The sequence below is a fragment of the Microbacterium sp. M genome, from assembly GCF_045181065.1.
In the GTDB taxonomy this organism is placed as follows: Bacteria; Actinomycetota; Actinomycetes; order Actinomycetales; family Microbacteriaceae; genus Microbacterium.
This window is the reverse complement of record NZ_CP173721.1, coordinates 2914126-2934783: the sequence shown is the minus strand read 5'-3', so window position 1 is coordinate 2934783 and position 20658 is coordinate 2914126. Positions and strand designations below refer to the sequence as shown.

The following is a 20658-nucleotide window of genomic DNA, read 5'->3' as shown; positions in this document are numbered from 1 at the left end:
TCCAGAACCGGAAAACCATGTCAACGACGACCGCGCCCCGCCGCGCATTCGACGCGCTCATCGCCGAGCGCGGCCTCGGCTTCGGCGGGGACTACAACCCCGAGCAGTGGTCCCCCGAGGTGTGGCGCGAAGACGTCGCGCTCATGCAGCGGGCAGGCGTGAACCTCGTCACGGTCGGCGTCTTCAGCTGGGCGATGATCGAGCCGATACCCGGTGCACGCGAATGGGGCTGGCTGGACGAGGTGCTCGATCTGCTGCACGAGGGCGGCATCGCCGTCGACCTCGCATCGCCGGTCGCCTCGCCGCCGCCGTGGCTGGGCGTCCGCCACCCCGAGACGCTTCCGGTCGATCGCGACGGCGTGCGTCTCATCCCCGGCTCGCGCAACCAGTTCTCGCCCGCGTCCCTCGTCTACCGCGAGCACGCGGCCGCCATCACGCGCGATCTCGCCGAGCGCTACGCGGACCACCCCGCCGTGCGGATGTGGCACATCGGCAACGAGTACGGCCAGGTCGATCACGGCGACGAGGCGGCGCGGGAGTTCCGGCTGTGGCTGCATCGCCGCTACGGCTCGATCGAGGCTCTCAACGACGCGTGGGGCACGGCGTTCTGGTCTCAGCGCTACGCCGCCTTCGACGAGATCCTGCCGCCGCGGCGCATGCCGTATCTGGTGAACCCGACCCAGTCGCTGGACTTCCGCCGGTACAGTTCCGATCAGCTGCTGGAGTGCTACCGCGAGCTGCGGGACATCATCCGCGATGCGGGGGCCACCCAGCCCATCACGACGAACTTCATGGGCTTCCACGCGCTCACCGATTACTGGTCGTGGGCGGACGAGGTCGACGTCGTCTCCGACGATCAGTACCCCGACCCCGCTTCACCGCAGGCGCCGGCCGACATCGCGCTCGTGCAGGACCTCATGCGCTCGCTCGGCGACGGGCGGTCGTGGGTGCTCATGGAGCAGGCGATCAGCGCGACGTCATGGCGGGAGCACAACCTGCCGAAGTCACCGCTGCGCGCACGCCGCGATTCGCTGCAGGCCGTCGCCCGCGGCGCCGACGCGGTCTGCTACTTCCAGTGGCGTCAGGCCAGGGCCGGCGCCGAGCGCTTCCACTCCGCGATGCTCCCGCACGCGGGGGCCGACTCCGACGTCTTCCGCGGTGTGTGCCGCCAGGGCGAGGACCTGAAGAAGCTGTCCTCCGTCGCGGGCACCGGCGTCGCGGCCGAGGTGGCGATCCTGTTCGACTGGTCGTCCTGGTGGGCCGGCGAGGAGCCGGCTCGGCCGACCGAACGTCTGCGCACGATGACCGAGATCACGCGCTGGTACCGCGAGCTGTGGCGGCGCGGTGTCGCCGCCGACGTGGTGTCGGCGGCATCCGACCTGACCGGCTACCGGACGATCCTCGTCCCGCACTCCTATATCGTGACGCCTGCGACAGCCGAGGCGCTGCGCGCAGCCGTCGAGGCCGGCGCGCACGTCGTCGTCGGACCGTTCAGCGGGGTCGCGGACGAGAACGCACAGGTGCTCACCAGCCGTTCGCCGGTTCTGCTGCGAGACCTCCTCGGGGCGAGCTCCGAGGAGTGGGGCGCCGTCCCGGACGTCGGCAGCCCGCTGGTCGCGGACGAGCGGTGGGATGCCGGTCGTGGCCTGTCCCAGCCATCGGCGAGCATCCTCGCCGAGCGTCTGCGCGCCGAGGGGGCCGAGGTCCTGGCGCGTCATAGCAGTGGTGAGCTCGAGGGCGTTGCCGCGATCACGCGGCGGGCGGTCGGGGACGGAGCGGCCTGGTACGTCGGCGCCGTGGTCGACCCCGAGATGCTGTCGGCTCTGCTCGGCGACGTGCTCGCGGCGGCCGGTGTCATCGACGCGTTCGGCGCCCCGGCGGGCATCCTGCCGGACGGCCTCGAGGCGGTCCGCCGTGGGGACGTCCTGTTCCTGCTGAACCACGCGGATGCACCCATGGACATCGCGGTGGACGGGTCGCACATCGACCTGCTCACCGGAGACGAGACGAACGGCTCCGTCGGCATCGCGCCCGGCGAAGTGCGAGCACTGACAGAAAGGCGCACCTGGTGAAGTTCACCGATGGCTATTGGCTGACCCGACCGGGTCTGGCCCCGCTCTATGCGGCCGAGGTCGACGACATCCGCATCGACGCGGATGCCGGGACCATGACGGTCTACGCTCCGACGACCGTGATCCGCCACCGCGGCGACACGTTGAACCGGCCCATGCTGACGGTCACCTTCTCGTCCCCGGCATCCGGAGTCGTGAAGGTCCGCGTGCAGCGTCACGCCGGCCGCACCCACGCGGGACCCGACTTCGAGACGTTCCCCGAGGCCGGGTTCGTGCCAACGGTGACGCTCGACGACGCGCGGGGCGTGCTGGAGACGGGCGACCTGCGGGTGGTCGTCTCACGCGACGGGTGGGACGTGCGCTTCGAACAGGACGGACGCGTGCTCACCCGGTCGCTGCCTCGCTCGATCGGGCACTTCACGGCGGACGACTCGTTCCGTGCCGATGGCGGACCGCCGTCGCGTGCCGGTGACACCTGGGTGCACCAGCAGCTCTCGATCGAGCCGGGCGAGCGCGTGTTCGGATTCGGCGAGCGCTTCGGCGCGTTCGCGAAGAACGGCCAGGTCGTCGACTCGTGGAACGCCGACGGCGGCACCTCGAGTGAGCAGTCCTACAAGTCGGTGCCGTTCTACGTCACCAGTCGCGGCTACGGCGTCCTGGTGGACAGCCCCGACCGGGTGTCGTTCGAGGTCGGCAGCGAGGTCAACTCGCGGGTGCAGTTCTCGGTGCCGGGCGAGACGCTGGACTACTACGTGTTCGCCGGCCCGACGCCGAAGGATGTCCTGACCCGGTACACCGCGTTCACGGGGCGCCCGGCACGGGTGCCGGCGTGGTCGTTCGGCCTGTGGCTGACGACGTCGTTCACGGCCGAGTACGACGAGGCGACGGTGAACGGCTTCATCGACGGGTTCGCCGAGCGCGACCTGCCACTGAGCGTGTTCCACTACGACTGCTTCTGGATGCGGGAGTTCCAGTGGACCGACTTCGAGTGGGACCCGCGGATGTTCCCGGACCCGGAGGGGCAGCTCGCGCGCCTGCACGAGCGCGGCCTCAAGGTCTCGGCCTGGATCAACCCCTACATCGCGCAGCGCTCGAAGCTGTTCGCCGAAGCGGCCGAGAAGGGATACCTGCTCAAGCGCACCGATGGCGGGGTCTGGCAGTGGGATCTCTGGCAGGCGGGCATGGGCATCGTGGACTTCACGAACCCGGAGGCCGCCGAGTGGTACGTCGGCCACATCGAGCGCCTGATGGATCAGGGCGTCGACACCTTCAAGACGGACTTCGGCGAGCGGATCCCCGCGGAAGGCGTCTCCTGGTTCGACGGTTCGGATCCCGTCCGCATGCACAACCACTACCCGCGGCTGTACAACGAGGTCGTGTTCCGCGCGCTCGAGCGGCGTCGAGGCACGGGCGAGGCCGTACTGTTCGCGCGGTCGGCGACTGCCGGCACGCAGCAGTTCCCGGTGCACTGGGGCGGCGACAGCGACTCGACCTTCCTGTCCATGGCGGAATCCCTGCGCGGCGGCCTCTCGCTCTCGATGAGCGGCTTCGGGTACTGGAGTCACGACATCGGCGGCTTCGAGGGCACCCCGGATGCCGGACTCTTCAAGCGGTGGCTCGCGTTCGGTCTGCTGTCATCGCATTCCCGCCTGCACGGGTCGAGTTCGTTCCGTGTGCCGTGGCAGTTCGACGAGGAGGCGGTGGACGTCACGCGCCTGTTCACGAAGCTGAAGATGCGCCTCATGCCGTACCTGGCCGGTGCGGCCGAGCAGGCGGCCTCGTCCGGCATCCCGATGATGCGGCCGATGGTGCTGGAGTTCCCCGACGATCGCAGCGGCTTCGACGCGGACACGCAGTACATGCTCGGTGACGCCCTGCTCGTCGCGCCCGTGTTCGACGCCGACGGCCACAGCGAGTACTACCTGCCTGCCGGCGTCTGGACGTCGCTGCTGGACGGCTCCGAGGCGGACGGCCGGCGCTGGGTGCAGGAGCAGCACGACTACCTGTCGGTGCCGCTGCGCGTGCGTCCTGGCACCGTGCTCCCTTGGGGCGCCGTGGACGACCGACCCGACTACGACTGGGCGGACGGCGTCACGCTGTGCTGCTTCGGGCTTCCTGACGGGTACGACGAGGTCACCACCGTGCCCGCTCGCGACGGCACGGCCGCGACGACGTTCCGGGTCCGTCGAGACGGCGACCGGATCATCGCTTCCAGCACGGATGCCGCGGCATCCTGGTCCTTGTCGTCCGGCGCCGTGTCGGCGACCGCCGACGGAGCAGGCGAACTGCAGATCACGATCGAGGAGACCCACTGATGCTGTTCCGCGACACGACCGCGTCCGTGGTCGACCGCGCCGCCGACCTGCTGTCCCGCCTGTCGTTCGACGAGCGCCTCGCGATGCTGCACCAGGCCGCGCCAGCGATCGAACGTCTGGGCGTTCCCGAGTACCGCACCGGGTGCGAGGCGCTGCACGGTGCCGCCTGGCTCGGGACGGCGACCGTCTTCCCGCAGCCGGTCGGGTTGGCGGCGACCTGGGATGCCGACCTCATCGAGCGTGTCGGCGACGTCGCCTCGACCGAGGTGCGCGCGAAGCGCGCCGAGAACCCGCTCGTGAGCCTGAACGTGTGGGCCCCGGTCGTCAACACGCTGCGTCACCCGGCGTGGGGACGCAACGAGGAGGGCTACTCCGAGGACCCGCACCTGACCGCCGCGTTCGGCACGGCGTACTCCCGCGGCCTCCGCGGACGCCACGAACGAGTCTGGAAGACGGTTCCGGCACTGAAGCACTTCCTCGCCTACAGCAACGAGACCGACCGATCGGCGACGTCGTCGAACATGTCGCTGCGGACGCTGCACGAGGAGGAGCTGCCGGCGTTCCGCGGGCCGATCGAGGCCGAGGCCGCCGGCAGCATCATGCTCGCCTACAACCAGGTCAACGGCTCACCGGCGCACACTCAGCCGGAGCTCACCGACGAGGCGCGCAGCTGGGCGCCCGGCTCGCTGGCCATCGTGTCGGATGCCGGGGCACCCACGTTCGTCGTGTCCGTCCAGGGCGCGCAGCCCGACGGGGCGCACGCGGCGGCGGCGCTGGTGCGCAGCGGCATGGACTCGTTCACCGACAACGATGCGGATGCGACACCCACGCTGACGAACCTGCGCGCCGCGCTCGAGGCGGGTCTCCTCGACGAGGCCGACATCGACCGCGCGGCACTCCGGCTGCTCGAGATGCGGGTGCGAAGCGGAGAGTTCGACGGCGACGAGGACCCGTATGCCGGAATCGGCATGGACGACATCGACGTGCCGGCCGCGCGAGCGCTGGCCCGCGAGGCCGCCGGTGCCGGGGTCGTGGTACTGCGCAACGACGCGGGCGTCCTGCCGCTCGCGGCACCCCGGTCGATCGCCGTGATCGGCCAGCTCGCTGATCTCGTCCTGACGGACTGGTACTCGGGGACTCCGCCGTACGCCGTCGGTGTCGCCCGCGGACTCGCCGACCGCTATCCGGATGCCGAGGTGCGCGTCGAGACGGGCGCGGACACCATCGCGCTGCGCGCCACGAGCAATGGCGCCTACGTGCGCTCCGATGAGACGGGGGCGCAGGTCGCGGCATCGGCTTCAGCGGCGTCGGACGACGCGCTGTGGGATCTGACGGACTGGGGTGACGGCATCCTGACCCTCCGGTCGCACTCCTCCGGGCGCCTGCTGACCGGCGGAGCCTGGCCGATGCGCGCGGACGCCGACCGCGTCGGCGGCTGGGTGGTGCAGGAGAGCTTCCGCAAGCACGTCCACGCGGACGGGACGTGGTCGCTGCTGCACCTCGGCTCGGGCCGCTGGGTGCGCATCTCGCGCGAGGTGGGCATCGTGCTGGCCGAGGGCGTGACCCTCGATCGCGCCGAGCGCTTCGCTGTGCGCACGGTGCGCTCCGGTGCGCAGGCGGTGGCGGATGCGGCCTCATCCGCGGATCTCGCCGTCGTGGTCGTCGGCAACGATCCGCACCTCGCGGGCCGCGAGACCGAGGACCGCCCGCACCTGTATCTGCCGGATGCAGCGACCTCGATCTGGCGCACCGCTCAGGAGACCGGTACGCCGACGGTTCTCACGATCGTGTCGAGCTACCCGTACGTGCTGGGCGATGCGGCGGACGCCGCGACCGTCGTGTGGTCGAGCCATGCGGGTCAGGAGCTCGGGCACGGCATCGCCGACGTCTTCAGCGGCGACCGCGAACCCACGGGGCGTCTGGCGCAGTCGTGGCCGGCGGATCCGGCGCAGGCCGGCGACCTGTTCGACTACGACACGCAGCGGCAGCTGGCGACGTATCGGCATCAGCCAGAACCGTACGCGTTCGCGTTCGGGCACGGCCTGACCTATTCGGACGTCGTGTACGAGGGCGTTTCGGTGTCCGCGTCCGAGGTCGGCGCGGGAGAGCCGTCGCACCGGCATCCGGCGTTCGGGGTGCAGGGGGAGGTCACCGCGACCGTGCGCGTCGCCAATCGCGGCGAGCGGGCGGCGGAAGAGCTCGTGCAGCTCTACGGGCTCGCCCCCGCCGACTTGCCGATCCCGCCGGCGCGACGCCTGCTGCTCGGCTACCGCCGGGTGCGGCTGGAGCCGGGGGAGACCGCCGAGGTCGAGATCTCGTTCCAGCCGGAGCGGTTCGCGGTGTGGGATGCGGATGCGCGGGTGGATGGCGCGGTCGACGACTGGTTGCACCGGGGTGCGCTGCGCGTGCAGCCGGGGGAGTATCGGATCGCGGCCGGCCCGTCCGCGGATGCGCTTCCGGTCCAGGCGACGCTCGTCATCCGCTGAGAGGTCGAGCCGCGGATACGATGGATGCCGTGACCACCGTCGACCCCACGCTCCCGCTGTCCCCCTACCGGGAGATCGATCGCGCGGAATGGGCGCGACTCGCGGCCGATCTCGATCAGCCGCTGAGCGAGACGGAGGTCGTCGAGATCCGCGGCATCGGAGACCGACTCGACCTCACCGAGGTGCGCGAGGTGTACCTGCCGCTCAGCCGCCTGTTGAGCCTGTACGCCACGGCGACGAAGCGACTGGGGGCGGCGACGAGCGACTTCCTCCAGGAGGACGACACCACGACGCCGTTCGTCGTGGGCGTCGCCGGTTCGGTCGCGGTCGGCAAGTCGACGATCGCGCGCCTGCTGCGCGAACTGATGAGCCGCTGGCCCGGCACACCGCGGGTGGAGCTCGTGACCACGGACGGATTCCTGTATCCGAACGCCGAGCTCGAGCGCCGCGGACTCATGGAGCGCAAGGGCTTCCCCGAGTCCTACGACCGCCGCGCCCTGCTGTCGTTCCTCACAGAGGTGAAGTCGGGCGCCCCGGAGGTGCGGGCGCCGTTCTACTCGCACATGCGATACGACATCGTCCCCGACGCGCACGTCGTCGTCCGCCGCCCCGATGTCGTGATCGTCGAGGGTCTCAACGTGCTGCAGCCGCCGCCGGCGCCGAACGACGTCGCGGTCAGCGACCTGTTCGACTTCTCGATCTTCGTCGACGCCGACACCTCGCACATCGCGAGCTGGTACGTCGACCGCTTCCTGGCGCTCCGCCAGGGTGCGTTCAGCAATCCGTCCTCGTACTTCAACGTGTTCGCGCACCTCACGGATGAGGAAGCCGTGCAGACGGCGATGGGCTACTGGAACGACATCAACATGCCCAACCTCGTCGAGAACGTCATGCCGACCAAGCACCGCGCGACGCTCGTGCTGAACAAGGGCGCCGACCACGACGTGGAGAGCGTGCTGCTGCGCAAGCTCTGATACGCGACGGGCAAGTATTGTTCGGGACCCTCGCAAAATTCCCCGCTTACCCTTGTGAGCATGTGTGGAATCGTCGGATACGTGGGCCCGCGGCCCAGCCAGGACATCCTTCTCGCCGGACTCGCCCGTCTCGAGTACCGCGGCTACGACTCCGCCGGCATCGCCGTCATCGATGAGAACGGCGATCTCGGCATGCGCAAGAAGGCCGGCAAGCTCGGTATGCTGCGCGACTCGCTGGGCGAGAGCCCGCTCGCTGACGGCACCACCGGCATCGGCCACACCCGATGGGCGACGCACGGTGGTCCGACCGACGTCAACGCCCACCCGCATCTCGCCGACGACGACAAGCTGGCCGTCATCCACAACGGCATCATCGAGAACTTCTCGGTGCTGCGCGACGAGCTCGCAGCCAGCGGCGTGAGCTTCCGCAGCGAGACGGACACCGAGGTCGCTGCCGCTCTCCTCGGCCGGGAGTACGCGAACAACGGCGGCGACCTGCAGCTCGCGTTCCGCAATGTCGTGAACCGTCTCGAGGGCGCGTTCACCCTGCTCGCGATGCACCAGGACCAGCCGGGTCTCGTGGTCGGCGCCCGCCGCAACTCTCCGCTGGTCATCGGCCTCGGCGAGGGGGAGAACTTCCTCGGCTCCGATGTCGCCGCGTTCGTCGAGCACACCCGCAAGGCGCTCGCGATCGGTCAGGACCAGATCGTCTCGATCACCCCCTCCGAGGTGACCGTCACCGACTTCGCCGGCACTCCCGTCGAGGCCGAGCCGTTCGACGTGTCGTGGGATGCCGCGGCCGCCGAGAAGGGCGGCTGGTCGTCGTTCATGGCCAAGGAGGTCGCCGAGCAGCCGGAGGCCGTCGCGAAGACGATCCTCGGACGCATCCAGGACGGTCAGGTGATCATCCCCGAACTGGATGGTCTGGACGAGCTCTTCACCGGCATCAACCGCGTCATCATCACCGCCTGCGGCACGGCATCCTATGCGGCCCTCGTCGGCAAGTACGCGATCGAGCAGTGGGCGCGCGTCGCCGTCGACGTCGAGCTCGCGCACGAGTTCCGCTACCGCGACCCGGTGATCGGCGAGGACACCCTCGTGGTGTCGATCAGCCAGTCCGGCGAGACGATGGACACGCTGATGGCGGTCAAGTACGCCCGCGAGCGCGGCGCGCGCACGCTCTCGATCTGCAACACGCAGGGCGCGACGATCCCGCGCGAGTCGGATGCCGTCGTCTACACGCACGCCGGTCCGGAGGTCGCCGTCGCCTCGACCAAGGCGTTCTCGGCGCAGATCACGGCACTGCTGCTGCTCGGCCTGCACATGGGGCGTGTCCGAGGCACGATGGCGGATGCCTCGACCGACGTCGCCGAGCTCCAGGCGCTGCCCGAGAAGGTCGCGAAGGTCCTCGCCGAGGAGCAGGAGCACGTCGCGCAGCTCGCCGGCTGGATGGCCGACACCCGCTCCGTGCTGTTCCTGGGTCGTCACGTCGGCTACCCGATCGCTCTCGAGGGCGCGCTCAAGCTCAAGGAGATCTCCTACATCCACGCCGAGGGCTTCGCCGCAGGCGAGCTCAAGCACGGCCCGATCGCGCTCATCGAGCCTGGGCAGCCGGTGTTCGTCCTGGTGCCGTCGCCGCGGCACTCCGCCCTGGTGCACGCCAAGGTCGTCTCGAACATCCAGGAGATCCGCGCCCGCGGTGCTCGGGTGATCGTCGTGGCCGAAGAGGGCGACGCCGCTGTGCTGCCGTTCGCGGACGAGGTCATCCGCATCCCGCTCGCCGGTGCCCTGTTCGAGCCGCTGCTCGCCGTCGTCCCGCTGCAGATCTTTGCCATGGCGCTGGCGACGGCCAAGGGTCTCGACGTCGACCAGCCGCGCAACCTGGCGAAGTCCGTCACGGTGGAGTGAGCCGGGCGGCTCGTCTGCACGCGTCGTACCCGGGGCTCACGCCGGCCTCGGGTACGGATGTCGGGAAGAATCCCGGATGTCCGGCGGTTCGGCCGTGAACGCTCCTGCAAGCGGGGATTCTCCATGCATCCGTGCTCGGTTCCTGCCTGGTCACGCCCGCGCGCGAGCGAGAGCAGCCGTGATCGCGGCGATGACGGTGTCCCACTGGTGGATGATGAGCGCGTAGTCGAAGCGAAGCGTCTCGTAGCCGAGGCGCGATGCAACGGCATCCCGCGACAGATCCCGATGCCGCTGCGTCGAGCTCGCATGATTCTCCTTGCCGTCCGCTTCGAGGATGATGCGGTCCTCGATCACGAAGTCGACGCGTCCGACACCGTCGATATCGACCTGTGTTCGAACCCGAATGCCGAGCAGGTGAAGCCGGAGGCGCACGAGCGATTCCAATCCGCTCTCCGCGTCGTCACGGGCGAGATCGACGAGCCATCTGGCGGATGCCGGGAGCGCTCGCCTGATGCGCACGCGGACGTCTCGCCCGATGAGCCGTCTGTTCCAGGCGGACTCGAAGGCCGCGAAGAAGAACTCTTCCCCGTGGCAAGCGAACGCATGCACCAGGGAATGCTCGACCGGCGCGACGCCGAGTTTCATCGGCCCTGTCCGGAAATGCTGAATGCACGTGCACGGGGTGTGCGCGAACCGTCGCCCGCCTGCGCCGAGCCAGACGTGCGGATGCTCATCGGTATCGAGCACCCAGACGGAATGCAGTCGCAGCGCGGTCGAACAGGTGAGTGCGCCGCCGTGCGAGGCAGCCGTCACAGCATCCTCGTCGGCGGTCCATGTGGCGAAGACGCCCGGGCGCAATCGCCTGATCTCGCCGTTGCGAACGGCTATCGAGAGTTGTTTACGCGTGCAGCCGAACGCGCTGAGCTCTGATCCTCGGGCGATGCCGCCGTGCGCGTGTATCAACGGAGACAATTGCATGGCTCGATCTTCCAGGCGGCCGTCTCATCGGAGCCGGAGTATCCCGGAACTGTGGACAACTTCGCGAATCGCTTGCGTGTGCAGAGCGAGTGACCGGGCACGGATGTCGGAAGGAATCCCGGTTGTCTGGCGGTTCGACCCTGAACGGCCCTGCCTGCGGGGAATCTCCATGCATCCGGGGCGTCCGTCAGCGGAAGCGCGCGCCCGGGTAGGCTGAATCGGTGATCATCGGGACGGGCATCGACATCGTCGACATCGCGCGCTTCGAGCGCACGATGACGCGCACACCGCGTCTGATGGAGCGTCTGTTCGCCCCGGCCGAGCGGTCACTGCGCCTGCCTTCTCTCGCCGCGAGGTATGCCGCCAAGGAGGCCCTCATCAAGGCGCTCGGCGGCTCGGACGGCGTGCGCTGGATCGACATCGAGGTCGCCTCGGAGCCCTCGGGGCGTCCGCGGTTCGATCTCAGCGGCAGCACTGCCGAGGTCGTCGCGGACCGCGGTATCCTGACCCTCCATCTTTCGCTCAGCCACGACGCCGGCCTCGCGGCCGCGTTCGTCGTGGCGGAAGGAGTGCCGCTGTGACCGTTCCGTTCCGCGAGGCGAGGATCGACCTCGACGCGATCGCCGACAACGTGCGGCACCTCCGTGCGCTCACGGGCGTCGATGTCATCGCCGTCGTCAAGGCGGATGCCTATGGCCACGGAGCCGCGGCCGCGGCCGTCGCTGCGCTCTCGGGCGGCGCGAACCGCCTCGGCGTCGCGGAGATCGCGGAGGCGCTGGCTCTGCGACGACAGGGCATCCACGCGCCGATCATGGCCTGGCTGCACCAGCCGGGGGAGACGTTCGTCGAAGCCGCCGCCGCGGATGTCGAGGTCGGGATCTCCTCGTTCGACCAGCTCGAGGCCGCGGGCAACGCGGCGTCCGTCGACCGTCCCGTCGGCATCCACCTCAAGCTCGAGACCGGGCTGAGCCGCAACGGAGTCGCGCCACGCGACTGGCAGCGGGTGTTCGCCGAGGCCGCGCGTCTGGAGCGCATCGGCCGCGTCCGGATCGTCGGGCTCTTCAGCCACCTCTCCAACACGTCCCCGCAGGACGACCGCGCGGCGCTGGCGCGGTTCGACGAGGGCGTGCAGGCCGCGGCATCCTTCGGCATCCATGCCGAGATCCTGCACATCGCGGCCACCGCGGCGGCGATCGAACTCCCGGAGTCGCGCCTGGACGCCGTCCGCATCGGCATCGGACTCTACGGTCTGTCGCCCTTCGACGATCGCTCGTCCGGCGAACTGGGGCTGCGCCCGGCGATGACGCTGCGTGCGGCCGTCGCAGCCGTGCGGAGAGTCCCTGCCGGCACCGGCGTCTCGTACGGCTACGTGCACCGCACGGACCGCGACACGACGCTCGCCCTCGTCCCCCTCGGCTACGCCGACGGCGTGCCTCGGCAGGCATCCGACCGCGGTCCGGTGACGATCGGCGGTCGACGCTTCATGGTGGCCGGACGCATCGCGATGGACCAGTTCGTCGTGGACGTCGGAGACACGCATGTCGCCGTGGGCGACGAGGTCGTGCTGTTCGGCGACCCCACACTCGGAGTGCCGTCGGCGACGGAGTGGGCGAACGCCGCGAGCACGATCAATTACGAGATCGTCACGCGCATCGGCCCTCGGGTTCCGAGGCGGGGCGCGTGAGCCTCGATCCCGCCTTCCTCGGCCACCGCGAGATCGCCACGACGGAAGAGATGGAGCAGCTCGGACTCCGCATCGGCGAGCAGCTGGAGGCCGGCGACCTGATCGTCCTCACCGGCCCGCTCGGCGCGGGCAAGACCACCTTCACGCGCGGCCTCGCGGAGGGCCTCGGCGTCCGCGGACCGGTGCAGAGCCCCACCTTCGTGATCGCCAGGACGCACCCCTCGCTCGTCGGCCGTGCACCGCTCGTGCACGTGGATGCATACCGTCTCGGTTCCTCCGCAGAACTCGACGACCTCGACATCGACTTCGCGCGATCGGTCGTCGTGATCGAATGGGGGCGCGGCATGGCGGATGCCGTGGCCGACGCCTGGTGGGACATCGAGCTCTCCCGGCCGATCGGCGGCGCCGACGGCATCGCGGACGAGGATCTGGATGCCGACGCCCCGCGTCTCGTGGAGATCACCCGCGTCGAGCGGTGACCGCTGCGGGCGCCGACTACCCTGGGAAGCGTGATCCTCGCTGTCGACACCTCGCTGGGCTCGGCCGTCGCCATCGTCGACGGCGACGGAGCGCGCCTCGCCGACGCTTCCAGTCCTGATCCGCTCGGCCACGCCGAGGTCATCGGCGATCTTCTCCGTCGCGCCCTCGACGACGCGGGCCCAGGCTCCATCGAGCACGTCGTCGCCGGCATGGGGCCAGGACCCTTCACCGGTCTGCGCATCGGCATCGCCACGGCGCGCGCATTCGCGCTCGGCCGGGGCGTCGACGTCATCCCTGTTCCGAGCCACTTCGCCCCGGCGCTGACCGAGCTCGAGCGGGACGCCGAGGCCGGGCGCTTCGCGGTCGTCACCGATGCCCGCCGCCGTGAGGTCGCGATCACGGTGTTCGACGGGTTCGATGCCGACGGCATCCCGAACGTCGTCGCCGACACGGTCCTCGTGCCCCGTGTGGATGCCGAGGCGCATCTGGACGGCATCCGCGCGGTCGAGGCGACCGGGCTGGACGGTGTGGCTCTCGCGCGCGTCGGCCTGCGCGCGTGGAGTGCGGACCGCACGCTCGCCGGCCAGGAGCCGCTGTATCTGCGGCAGCCAGACGTGACGGTGCCAGGGGCGCCGAAGAAGGTGGGCGCATGATCCGTCGTGCGACTCCTGCGGATCTCGACGCCATCATGGCGATCGAGAGCGCGTCCTTCCCGACCGACGCCTGGAGCACCGAGACCATGGCGGCCGAGCTCGCCGGCGAATACAGTCACTACCTCGTCGACGAGCAGGACGGCGACATCGTCGGCTACGCCGGGTTGCGCTCGGTGCGCGGATCAGCGGATGCCGATATTCAGACGATCGCGCTGCTCGAAGCGCACCGCGGTGCAGGACGAGGCCGCGCCCTGCTGACGGAGCTGCTGGCCGAGGCCTCCGCACGGGGTGCCCGTGAGCTGTTCCTGGAGGTCCGCGCCGACAACCCGGGGGCTGCGGGACTCTACGCGTCCGAAGGGTTCACCGAACTGGGACGACGCCCGCGCTACTACCAGCCGGACGGCGTCGACGCGATCGTGATGCGCCTGGATCTGCGAGCGTGGGCGGCGGCGAAGGAGGCCACGGCATGAGCGAACCTCTGGTGCTCGGGATCGAGACGAGCTGCGACGAGACCGGGATCGGCATCGTCCGCGGGCGGATGCTGCTGTCGAACACGATCGCGTCGAGCATGGACGCGCACGCGCGCTACGGCGGCGTCGTGCCCGAAGTCGCGGCCCGCGCGCATCTGGAGGCGCTGCAGCCCTCGATCGAAGCCGCGCTGGCCGAGGCGCAGGTGCGCCTGGAGGATCTGGACGCCATCGCGGTCACCTCGGGGCCCGGGCTCGCCGGTGCCCTCATGGTCGGCGTCGGGGCGGCGAAGGGGCTCGCGGTCTCGCTCGACAAGCCGCTGTTCGCGGTCAATCACCTCGTCGGGCACATCGCGGCCGACATCCTGACTCCGGATGCCGAGCCTCTGGAGTATCCGACCATCGCGCTGCTCGTGTCCGGCGGCCACACGTCGCTGCTGCACGTGCGCGACCTGACCACGGACGTCGAACTGCTCGGCGAGACCATGGATGACGCCGCGGGCGAGGCGTTCGACAAGGTCGCGCGTCTGCTGTCGCTGCCGTATCCGGGTGGGCCGGAGATCGACAGGGCTGCCGTCGACGGCGACCCGAAGGCGATCCGCTTCCCGCGGGGGCTCTCCCGAGCATCCGATATGGCGAAGCATCGGTACGACTTCTCGTTCTCCGGGTTGAAGACCGCGGTGGCACGGTGGGTGGAGCGCTGCGAGGCGGACGGCGCACCGGTGCCGGTCGCGGACGTGGCGGCGAGCTTCCGCGAAGCGGTCGTCGACGTGCTGGTGACCAAGGCTCTCGCCGCCGGTCAGGAGCTCGGCGTGCCGAGGCTGCTGCTCGGCGGAGGCGTCATCGCCAACCGTCGCCTGCGCGAGGTCGCACTGGAGCGCGCAGAGGCCGCCGGCGTCACCGTGCGGATCCCGCCGCTGTCGCTGTGCACGGACAACGGCGCCATGATCGCGGCTCTCGCCGCGGAGCTGATCTCGTCGGGTCGCCGCCCGTCCACGCTGGCGTTCGGGGCTGATTCGACGCTGCCGGTGACCGAGATCCAGATCGCCGAACGGGCGGAGGCCGCCGCGTGAGCGAGCAGCGGGGAGAACCCCGTGTGGAGGGAGCCAGTCCCGACGTCGAGAAGCCCGCTGGCGCGGCGCGACTACCAGGGGCGCGGCGAGAGGGATACACGAAGCTTCCCACGGGGCCGGTCGGCATCGAACCCGTGGTCGCGAGCGGTCCGGACCCAGACGCCGTCGGATCGTGGGAGCCCAGCGTTACCGAGCCGATCGGGCAGGACAACTCGCGACTCGCGCCGTGGGCGCTGCTGGCCGCGATCGTCGCGCTGGTGGCCTCCTTCTTCGTCGGCTGGGGCATCCCGGTGGCGATCGTCGCCGTGATCGCGGCGATCATGTCGCTGCGGCGACCGTTGGAGAGCAAGGCGATCGCCGTCTGGGCTCTCGTCCTGGGCGGCATCGCGACGATATACAGTGCCGGCTGGCTGATCTGGGCGGCGCTGCAACCCGGGACGTTCGGGTAATCGGATGCTGTCATCGGGGGAGACGGCGGAGCTGCGAGAACTGCAGCGTCGGGCGTACGCGCCCGGCGACGGCCTGTCCGCTGCGGAGGCGGCGCGCCTGCATGAGCTCGAGGACAATCGGGTCATGGCGGCGGAGTCCGCCGCAGCCGAGCCGGAGTCCGTGCCTGCGACGTCCGTCACGGAACTCGCGGCGGACGTCGTCAGCCCTGCGGATGCCGCCGGCCCCGAGGCGCCCGGCGTCGGCGCCGCGGAGGATGCCGGGATCACCGACCCCGCGCCGCGGGCGAAGCGGCGCTCTCCCTGGGTACCGCTCGCCGCCGGTGCGGCGCTGCTGCTCGTCGGACTCGGCGCCGGATGGGTGATCGCCGAATCCCGGCACACCCCGGCATCCTTCGCCGTCACCGCCGAACAGCAGGCGCGTGGCGAGCAGATCGCGCCGGAGGGGACGGACCCCGGGTCGCTCATCGCGCTGGGGGAGCGCGAGGGCGTGCTCGCGTGGTACGTGACGAAGAGTCAGGGCGCGCAGACGTGTCTCGTCCTGGACGGCGGAGGCGACGAGGTGGAGACGTCGTGCTCGCGGACGGATTCTCTGAGTTCGTATCCCGTCTCCGCGGCACTCGATATCGTGTCCGACGACACGGGAGACGACGTCGACGTGACCTTCGCCAGTCTGGCGTTCAGCCCGGATGGGCGTCCGGCAGTCTCATTGACCCGATACCGCAGCGTCGGCTCGACGACCGAACGCTACGCCAACGACGAGGAGCGCGCCATCGCGGCAGACCTGCAGGACGCGGGGTACCGAGCCGACTCGCTCTACGTCATCGGGTACTACGCCGGGCGGCCGATCTGGTCGGCCGTGCGCGGCGCGGCCGAATACTGTCTGCTCTATATCCAGCCCGACGGCATCCCACTCAGCGACTGCGATGAATTCGGGGATCTCGAGTCGGATCCGCTGACAGTCGAATTCGTCGCGTCCAGGGACGGGTCCGACTTCCACGTGAACGCGCAACTGACCTCGTCGCCGCAGGTCTCGGAGTATCTGATGATCACGGAGACTCCGGTCAGTGTCGCTGAGGTCGATGTCGACAGCGGCGCGATCGTCGACGATGCGACCGGCGACGCCGGGTGACGAGGGGGCCGACGGTGACGGACGGGGTGGACGACGGCGAGCTGCGCGAGCTGCGTGCGAAGGCGTACGGACCCGGCGGAGGTTTGACGGATGCCGAGGCTCGGCGGCTCGAAGAGCTGGAAGCGCTGGTGCGTGGCACGACGCCGGCGCCCACGCCACAGGCTGACTCCGCGGCAGGTGACGCAGCGGTGGACGGCTCTGCATCCGTCCCGCAGTGGACGGACCCGCAGGGCTCCGGGGCGGCGGCCGACGTGTGCCTCCGAACCGGACCGGATGCCACCGGCGACCGGAATGCTGACGCCGGTGACCTCGAAGCGGCCGGCGAATCCCGCGGTTCCGGGGAGTCGCCCGAAACTGCGAAACCCGGGATCCGCGGCATCCTGACGCGCCGGTGGTTCCCGTATGCGGCTGTCGGACTCGCACTGCTGATCGGGTTCGGTGTCGGCTTGGCCGTGTTCGGTCAGGCGGTCATGCAGTCGGTGGCGTTGTCGCTCGCGGCCGGTGCCGAGCAGGCAGAGCTGGAGGCCGAGGGCTCCTATGATCCCGGTTCGATCACACCGCTCGGGCAGTCCCACGGGGCGACGATCTGGCACGCGACGCGCGACGAGGGCAAGAACCACTGCCTGGTGATCACGCTCGAGGACCGGATCGAGCCGGCGTGCGTCCCGGGCGACCAGCTCAGCCAGCCGGGCGGCGGCCTCTACGCCTCGATGAATCTGCCCGCAGACGGCGACGGCGACGTGAGCGGACTCAACGTCACTGTGATCCGGGACATCAACGACGACCTCGCTGTCGTCGCCCACGTCTGGGACTCCAACGACGTGTGGGACTGGCGGTCGCAGTACAGCGAGGACGAACTCGCGATCGTCGATCGGATCGAGAGCGAGACCGGCGTCGGTGGGGAGTTCCTGCAGATCGTCGGCTACGACGGCGACCGGCCGGTCTGGCAGGAGTTCAGCGGACCGAGCGCGTGCGTCATCGTCGCCGTGGTCGGCTCCGTCGAGCGCGCGTGCGCGCAGGATGCGAGCTCGCCCGTCGTGCTGGAGGTCGCGAACCCCGATGGCACCTCCACCAGTTATCGCGTGACGACGTCGGATACCCGGGGGCCGACGCTCACGATCGAGCGCGCGTCCGCTCCCGGGATGGACGCCGCGATCGACGACAGGACGGGAGACGTCGAACCGTGACCGAAGCGGATGCTGCGGAACTCGAGGATCTGCGCGCGAAGGCGTACGGTCCGGATGGATCGCTGACGGATGCCGAGGCGCACCGGCTGCACGAGCTCCAGACGGCTGCACGGGCGAAGGCTCCGGCCGACGAGTCCGCTCCGGATGCGATGGTGACCCACGAAGCGCCGGGCGTGCGTGATTCCGAGCGCGGTGCGGCGGAAACGGCCGGCCCGGGTGGAACAGCAGCATCCGAGCGGAACCCCGTCCAACCCGGTGCCTCCGAACCGCCGCGTCGTCGACGCTGGCTCGTCGCGGCAGCGGTGGTCGCGCTCGCAGTCCTCGTCGGGGTCGGCGTCGGCTGGGCCCTGGCTGCGGGAGCGAGGGGGACGTCGATCGAGCTGAGCGTCCAGCAGCAGAGGTGGCAGGACGCGATCGCCGCGACGGGCGAATACGACGACGGCTCGGTCCGCGCACTCGCGGTCGACGACGTCGCGCAGATCAACGGGTACGAGAGCCCAGTGGCCTGGGCCGCGACGAGGGGCAACGGCGCAGAGCTCTGCGTCATCGTCGGCGACGAGGAAGGCAACGCGGCGCACTGCGAGACGGAGTACGTCGCGCGTCGGGATTCGCTGGCGGTGTCGTATCCGCGGGAAGACGGCGACACCGGGATCGTCAGGATCGCGACGGCACTCGCGCTGGCCACGCCGGACGGAGAACTCGCCGGGCGCGTGACGACGACCTGGATCGGCCCGTCAGATGACGTCGTCGTCTCGGAGGACATTCTCGCTCGCGATTCCGCCGTGATCGCGCAATACTTCGCCACGGCGTCGCTCGACATCATCGGCGCGTTCGATGACCACCCGGTCTGGCTCGCGACCGTGCCGGGGGCGCAGACCTGTCTGATCTATGTCGGCGAGTGGATGGGGCCGATGGATGCGTGCGCTCCGACCCACGAGCTCGTCGATGAGCCGTTGACGATGAGTACGATCTCCCGGGACATGCGGGAGCCGGATCCCGAGGGCGAGCGGACCACGTTCGAACTCACGTTCACCGATCAGACGTCGTACCAGCTCGTGATCACACGCACCCCGGAGGACGAGACCCCGCCCGCCGGCTGACCCGCCTCACACCCGGTCGGCGAGCACCGCGAGCCGCTGGTTCCCGACGCGCGCGAGCAGCAGGGTCGCGCTCTGCGTTCCGCTGAGCTTCAGCTTCTTCCGGAAGGCCGCCGGGTCGATGTCCATGCCGCGCTTCTTGATCTCGAGCGTCCCGATGTCCGCTTTCCGCAGCGCGGCATTGATCGCCTTGACGTTCGCGGGCATCGACTCGCGCACCCGGAACGACTGCACGAACGGGCTCGTCACCGCGGCATCGCCCGTGAGATAGGCGATGTGCTCGTCGAGCATCCCGGCATCCAGGCTCCGGGCGACGTCGCCGATCAGGCGCGCGCGGATCACGGCACCGTCCGGTTCGTGCACGAAGGCGCCGAGCGGGCGGACGTCGGCGTCCTCGGCATCCGCTCCGGAGGTCAGCTCGTGCGATTCGTCGCCGCGGATCACGAGCGCCGCGCGACGCACACTGGACCGCGCGAGCACGCCCGTCCACAGGACGAGCTCGACGACGCTGCCGTCGGCCGAGACCCACTGCGCCTCGGCATCCTCGGGGAGCGCGTCGCGATCGTGACCGGGGCCGAGCTTGATTCCGGTCGGGATCCGGTCGGCGACGTCGAAGGCCCAGTCCAGCGAGGGGGAGTAGTCGGATGCCGTGACACGGCGCGTCTCGCTGTGACCCGAGGTGCGGCGGGCCGGGTCCATCCAGATCGCCGTGCGTTCATCTCCGAAGATCGCGCTCACGGCATCCTCTGCCGTTCCGTGCGACACCGTGGCGTCCTCGCCGAACGCCGCCAGGTTGTACGCGGCGATCGCCGCCGTGACCTCATCCGCGTCGACGGCGCTCACCGTCAGCCCCGCCCCGGCGAACGCGAGGGCGTCTCCGCCGATGCCGCAGCCGAGGTCCGCGACGTGCTGGATCCCCGCGGAACGCATGCGGCCGGCATGCCGTGCCGCGACGCCGAGTCGTGTCGCCTGCTCGAGACCCGCCTGCGTGAACAGCATCCGCTCGGCGAACGGGCCGAACTTCCCCGCAGCCTTCGTGCGCAGCCGTGCCTGGCCGACGACGGCCGACACGAGCTCGGGGGAGTGGCCGGCGGCTCGCAGCCGAGAGACCGCCCTCGCGACATCGGTCGTGGACTCGATGCTCCCGACGTCGTCGAGCAGACGCAGCCCCTCGGGGGTGAGCAGGGCGGCGAGCTCGGTCATCTCCACCGGTTCAGCCTACGCGGCGGCTGTTCGCCGTCCGCGTTACGCCGCACTGGCACTCGCATTGCGTGAGTGCCAGCCGACGTCCTACACTGGCATTAGCACTCTCGGGTTGAGAGTGCGAACGAGTCTTTCGTGTCAGCGTCAAGAAAGAAGAGGTAGACCGTGTCGGTTTCCATCAAGCCGCTCGAGGACCGCATCGTCATCAAGCAGGTCGAGGCCGAGCAGACCACCGCGAGTGGACTGGTCATCCCCGACACCGCCAAGGAGAAGCCCCAGGAGGGCGAGGTCGTGGCCGTTGGCCCCGGCCGCATCGATGACAACGGCAACCGCGTCCCGCTCGACGTCGCCGTCGGCGACCGCGTGCTCTACAGCAAGTACGGCGGCACCGAGGTGAAGTTCGGCGCGGACGAGTTCCTCGTCCTGTCGGCACGCGACGTCCTCGCGGTCGTCGTGCGCTGATCTCAGCGTCCTTCGCTTCGAAGGCCCGGATGCTCAGGCAT

Annotated in this window: 18 protein-coding genes; 16 read left to right on the top strand and 2 right to left on the bottom strand. The window is 70.0% G+C overall.

What is annotated here, in order from left to right:
- Positions 1 to 17: 17 nt before the first annotated feature.
- The 5 genes from ACI7YT_RS14465 to glmS are packed head-to-tail and all read left to right on the top strand — an operon-like array spanning position 18 to position 9755.
- Positions 18 to 2072, top strand: a complete 2055-nt coding sequence (locus ACI7YT_RS14465) for a beta-galactosidase (protein ID WP_406246352.1) — start codon at positions 18 to 20, stop codon at positions 2070 to 2072.
- Positions 2069 to 4387: an alpha-xylosidase gene (gene yicI, locus ACI7YT_RS14460; RefSeq protein WP_406246350.1), complete on the top strand. Its 2319-nt coding sequence runs from the start codon at positions 2069 to 2071 to the stop codon at positions 4385 to 4387. The genes ACI7YT_RS14465 and yicI overlap by 4 nt, the downstream gene beginning before the upstream one ends.
- Positions 4387 to 6873 (top strand): glycoside hydrolase family 3 C-terminal domain-containing protein, encoded by a 2487-nt coding sequence (locus ACI7YT_RS14455; protein WP_406246348.1) that lies wholly within the window; start codon positions 4387 to 4389, stop codon positions 6871 to 6873. The genes yicI and ACI7YT_RS14455 overlap by 1 nt, the downstream gene beginning before the upstream one ends.
- A 20-nt stretch (positions 6874 to 6893) precedes the next feature.
- On the top strand, positions 6894 to 7847 hold the full coding sequence (coaA, locus tag ACI7YT_RS14450) for a type I pantothenate kinase (RefSeq protein WP_406246347.1): 954 nt from the start codon (positions 6894 to 6896) through the stop codon (positions 7845 to 7847).
- 60 nt (positions 7848 to 7907) lie between these two features.
- Positions 7908 to 9755, top strand: a complete 1848-nt coding sequence (glmS, locus tag ACI7YT_RS14445; protein ID WP_406246345.1) for a glutamine--fructose-6-phosphate transaminase (isomerizing) — start codon at positions 7908 to 7910, stop codon at positions 9753 to 9755.
- A 150-nt stretch (positions 9756 to 9905) separates the two neighbouring features.
- On the opposite strand, the gene ACI7YT_RS14440 is transcribed toward glmS, so the two are convergent.
- Positions 9906 to 10733, bottom strand: coding sequence for a DUF559 domain-containing protein (locus tag ACI7YT_RS14440; RefSeq protein WP_406246344.1), 828 nt, complete (start codon positions 10731 to 10733; stop codon positions 9906 to 9908).
- 221 nt (positions 10734 to 10954) lie between these two features.
- Here ACI7YT_RS14440 and ACI7YT_RS14435 point away from each other — a divergent pair, with 221 nt between their 5' ends.
- From ACI7YT_RS14435 to ACI7YT_RS14390, 10 genes are read left to right on the top strand one after another with little or no spacing between them, the layout of a single operon-like run.
- Complete coding sequence (locus ACI7YT_RS14435) at positions 10955 to 11314, top strand: holo-ACP synthase (RefSeq protein WP_406246342.1); 360 nt, start codon at positions 10955 to 10957, stop codon at positions 11312 to 11314.
- On the top strand, positions 11311 to 12417 hold the full coding sequence (gene alr, locus ACI7YT_RS14430) for an alanine racemase (RefSeq protein ID WP_406246341.1): 1107 nt from the start codon (positions 11311 to 11313) through the stop codon (positions 12415 to 12417). Before ACI7YT_RS14435 ends, alr begins: the two co-directional genes overlap by 4 nt.
- Positions 12414 to 12896 carry a tRNA (adenosine(37)-N6)-threonylcarbamoyltransferase complex ATPase subunit type 1 TsaE gene (gene tsaE, locus ACI7YT_RS14425; RefSeq protein ID WP_406246339.1) on the top strand — a complete coding sequence of 161 codons (483 nt, stop codon included), beginning with the start codon at positions 12414 to 12416 and terminating at the stop codon, positions 12894 to 12896. The genes alr and tsaE overlap by 4 nt, the downstream gene beginning before the upstream one ends.
- Positions 12897 to 12926: 30 nt before the next feature.
- Positions 12927 to 13550 carry a tRNA (adenosine(37)-N6)-threonylcarbamoyltransferase complex dimerization subunit type 1 TsaB gene (gene tsaB, locus ACI7YT_RS14420; protein WP_406246337.1) on the top strand — a complete coding sequence of 208 codons (624 nt, stop codon included), beginning with the start codon at positions 12927 to 12929 and terminating at the stop codon, positions 13548 to 13550.
- Positions 13547 to 14020 (top strand): ribosomal protein S18-alanine N-acetyltransferase, encoded by a 474-nt coding sequence (gene rimI / locus ACI7YT_RS14415; RefSeq protein ID WP_406246336.1) that lies wholly within the window; start codon positions 13547 to 13549, stop codon positions 14018 to 14020. Before tsaB ends, rimI begins: the two co-directional genes overlap by 4 nt.
- Complete coding sequence (gene tsaD / locus ACI7YT_RS14410) at positions 14017 to 15090, top strand: tRNA (adenosine(37)-N6)-threonylcarbamoyltransferase complex transferase subunit TsaD (protein WP_406246334.1); 1074 nt, start codon at positions 14017 to 14019, stop codon at positions 15088 to 15090. Before rimI ends, tsaD begins: the two co-directional genes overlap by 4 nt.
- Positions 15087 to 15539 (top strand): hypothetical protein, encoded by a 453-nt coding sequence (locus tag ACI7YT_RS14405; protein ID WP_406246333.1) that lies wholly within the window; start codon positions 15087 to 15089, stop codon positions 15537 to 15539. The genes tsaD and ACI7YT_RS14405 overlap by 4 nt, the downstream gene beginning before the upstream one ends.
- A gap of 4 nt (positions 15540 to 15543) precedes the next feature.
- Positions 15544 to 16668, top strand: coding sequence for a hypothetical protein (locus ACI7YT_RS14400; RefSeq protein WP_406246331.1), 1125 nt, complete (start codon positions 15544 to 15546; stop codon positions 16666 to 16668).
- Positions 16669 to 16682: 14 nt separating this feature from the next.
- Entirely contained in the window at positions 16683 to 17855 is a 1173-nt protein-coding gene (locus ACI7YT_RS14395) for a hypothetical protein (protein ID WP_406246330.1), read from the top strand.
- Positions 17852 to 18955: a hypothetical protein gene (locus ACI7YT_RS14390; protein ID WP_406246328.1), complete on the top strand. Its 1104-nt coding sequence runs from the start codon at positions 17852 to 17854 to the stop codon at positions 18953 to 18955. Before ACI7YT_RS14395 ends, ACI7YT_RS14390 begins: the two co-directional genes overlap by 4 nt.
- A 6-nt stretch (positions 18956 to 18961) precedes the next feature.
- On the opposite strand, the gene ACI7YT_RS14385 is transcribed toward ACI7YT_RS14390, so the two are convergent.
- Positions 18962 to 20161, bottom strand: coding sequence for a THUMP-like domain-containing protein (locus tag ACI7YT_RS14385; protein ID WP_406246326.1), 1200 nt, complete (start codon positions 20159 to 20161; stop codon positions 18962 to 18964).
- Positions 20162 to 20320: 159 nt separating this feature from the next.
- Here ACI7YT_RS14385 and groES point away from each other — a divergent pair, with 159 nt between their 5' ends.
- Positions 20321 to 20617 carry a co-chaperone GroES gene (gene groES, locus ACI7YT_RS14380; protein ID WP_017203655.1) on the top strand — a complete coding sequence of 99 codons (297 nt, stop codon included), beginning with the start codon at positions 20321 to 20323 and terminating at the stop codon, positions 20615 to 20617.
- The last annotated feature ends 41 nt before the right edge of the window (positions 20618 to 20658 follow it).

Excerpts from the sequence above, each read along its gene's own strand:
- ACI7YT_RS14465 (WP_406246352.1), top strand. The coding sequence starts at position 18 with ATGTCAACGACGACCGCGCCCCGCCGCGCATTCGACGCGCTCATCGCC.
- ACI7YT_RS14455 (WP_406246348.1), top strand. The coding sequence starts at position 4,387 with ATGCTGTTCCGCGACACGACCGCGTCCGTGGTCGACCGCGCCGCCGAC.
- coaA (WP_406246347.1), top strand. The coding sequence starts at position 6,894 with ATGGATGCCGTGACCACCGTCGACCCCACGCTCCCGCTGTCCCCCTAC.
- glmS (WP_406246345.1), top strand. The coding sequence starts at position 7,908 with ATGTGTGGAATCGTCGGATACGTGGGCCCGCGGCCCAGCCAGGACATC.
- ACI7YT_RS14440 (WP_406246344.1), bottom strand. The coding sequence starts at position 10,733 with ATGCAATTGTCTCCGTTGATACACGCGCACGGCGGCATCGCCCGAGGA.
- rimI (WP_406246336.1), top strand. The coding sequence starts at position 13,547 with ATGATCCGTCGTGCGACTCCTGCGGATCTCGACGCCATCATGGCGATC.
- tsaD (WP_406246334.1), top strand. The coding sequence starts at position 14,017 with ATGAGCGAACCTCTGGTGCTCGGGATCGAGACGAGCTGCGACGAGACC.
- ACI7YT_RS14400 (WP_406246331.1), top strand. The coding sequence starts at position 15,544 with ATGCTGTCATCGGGGGAGACGGCGGAGCTGCGAGAACTGCAGCGTCGG.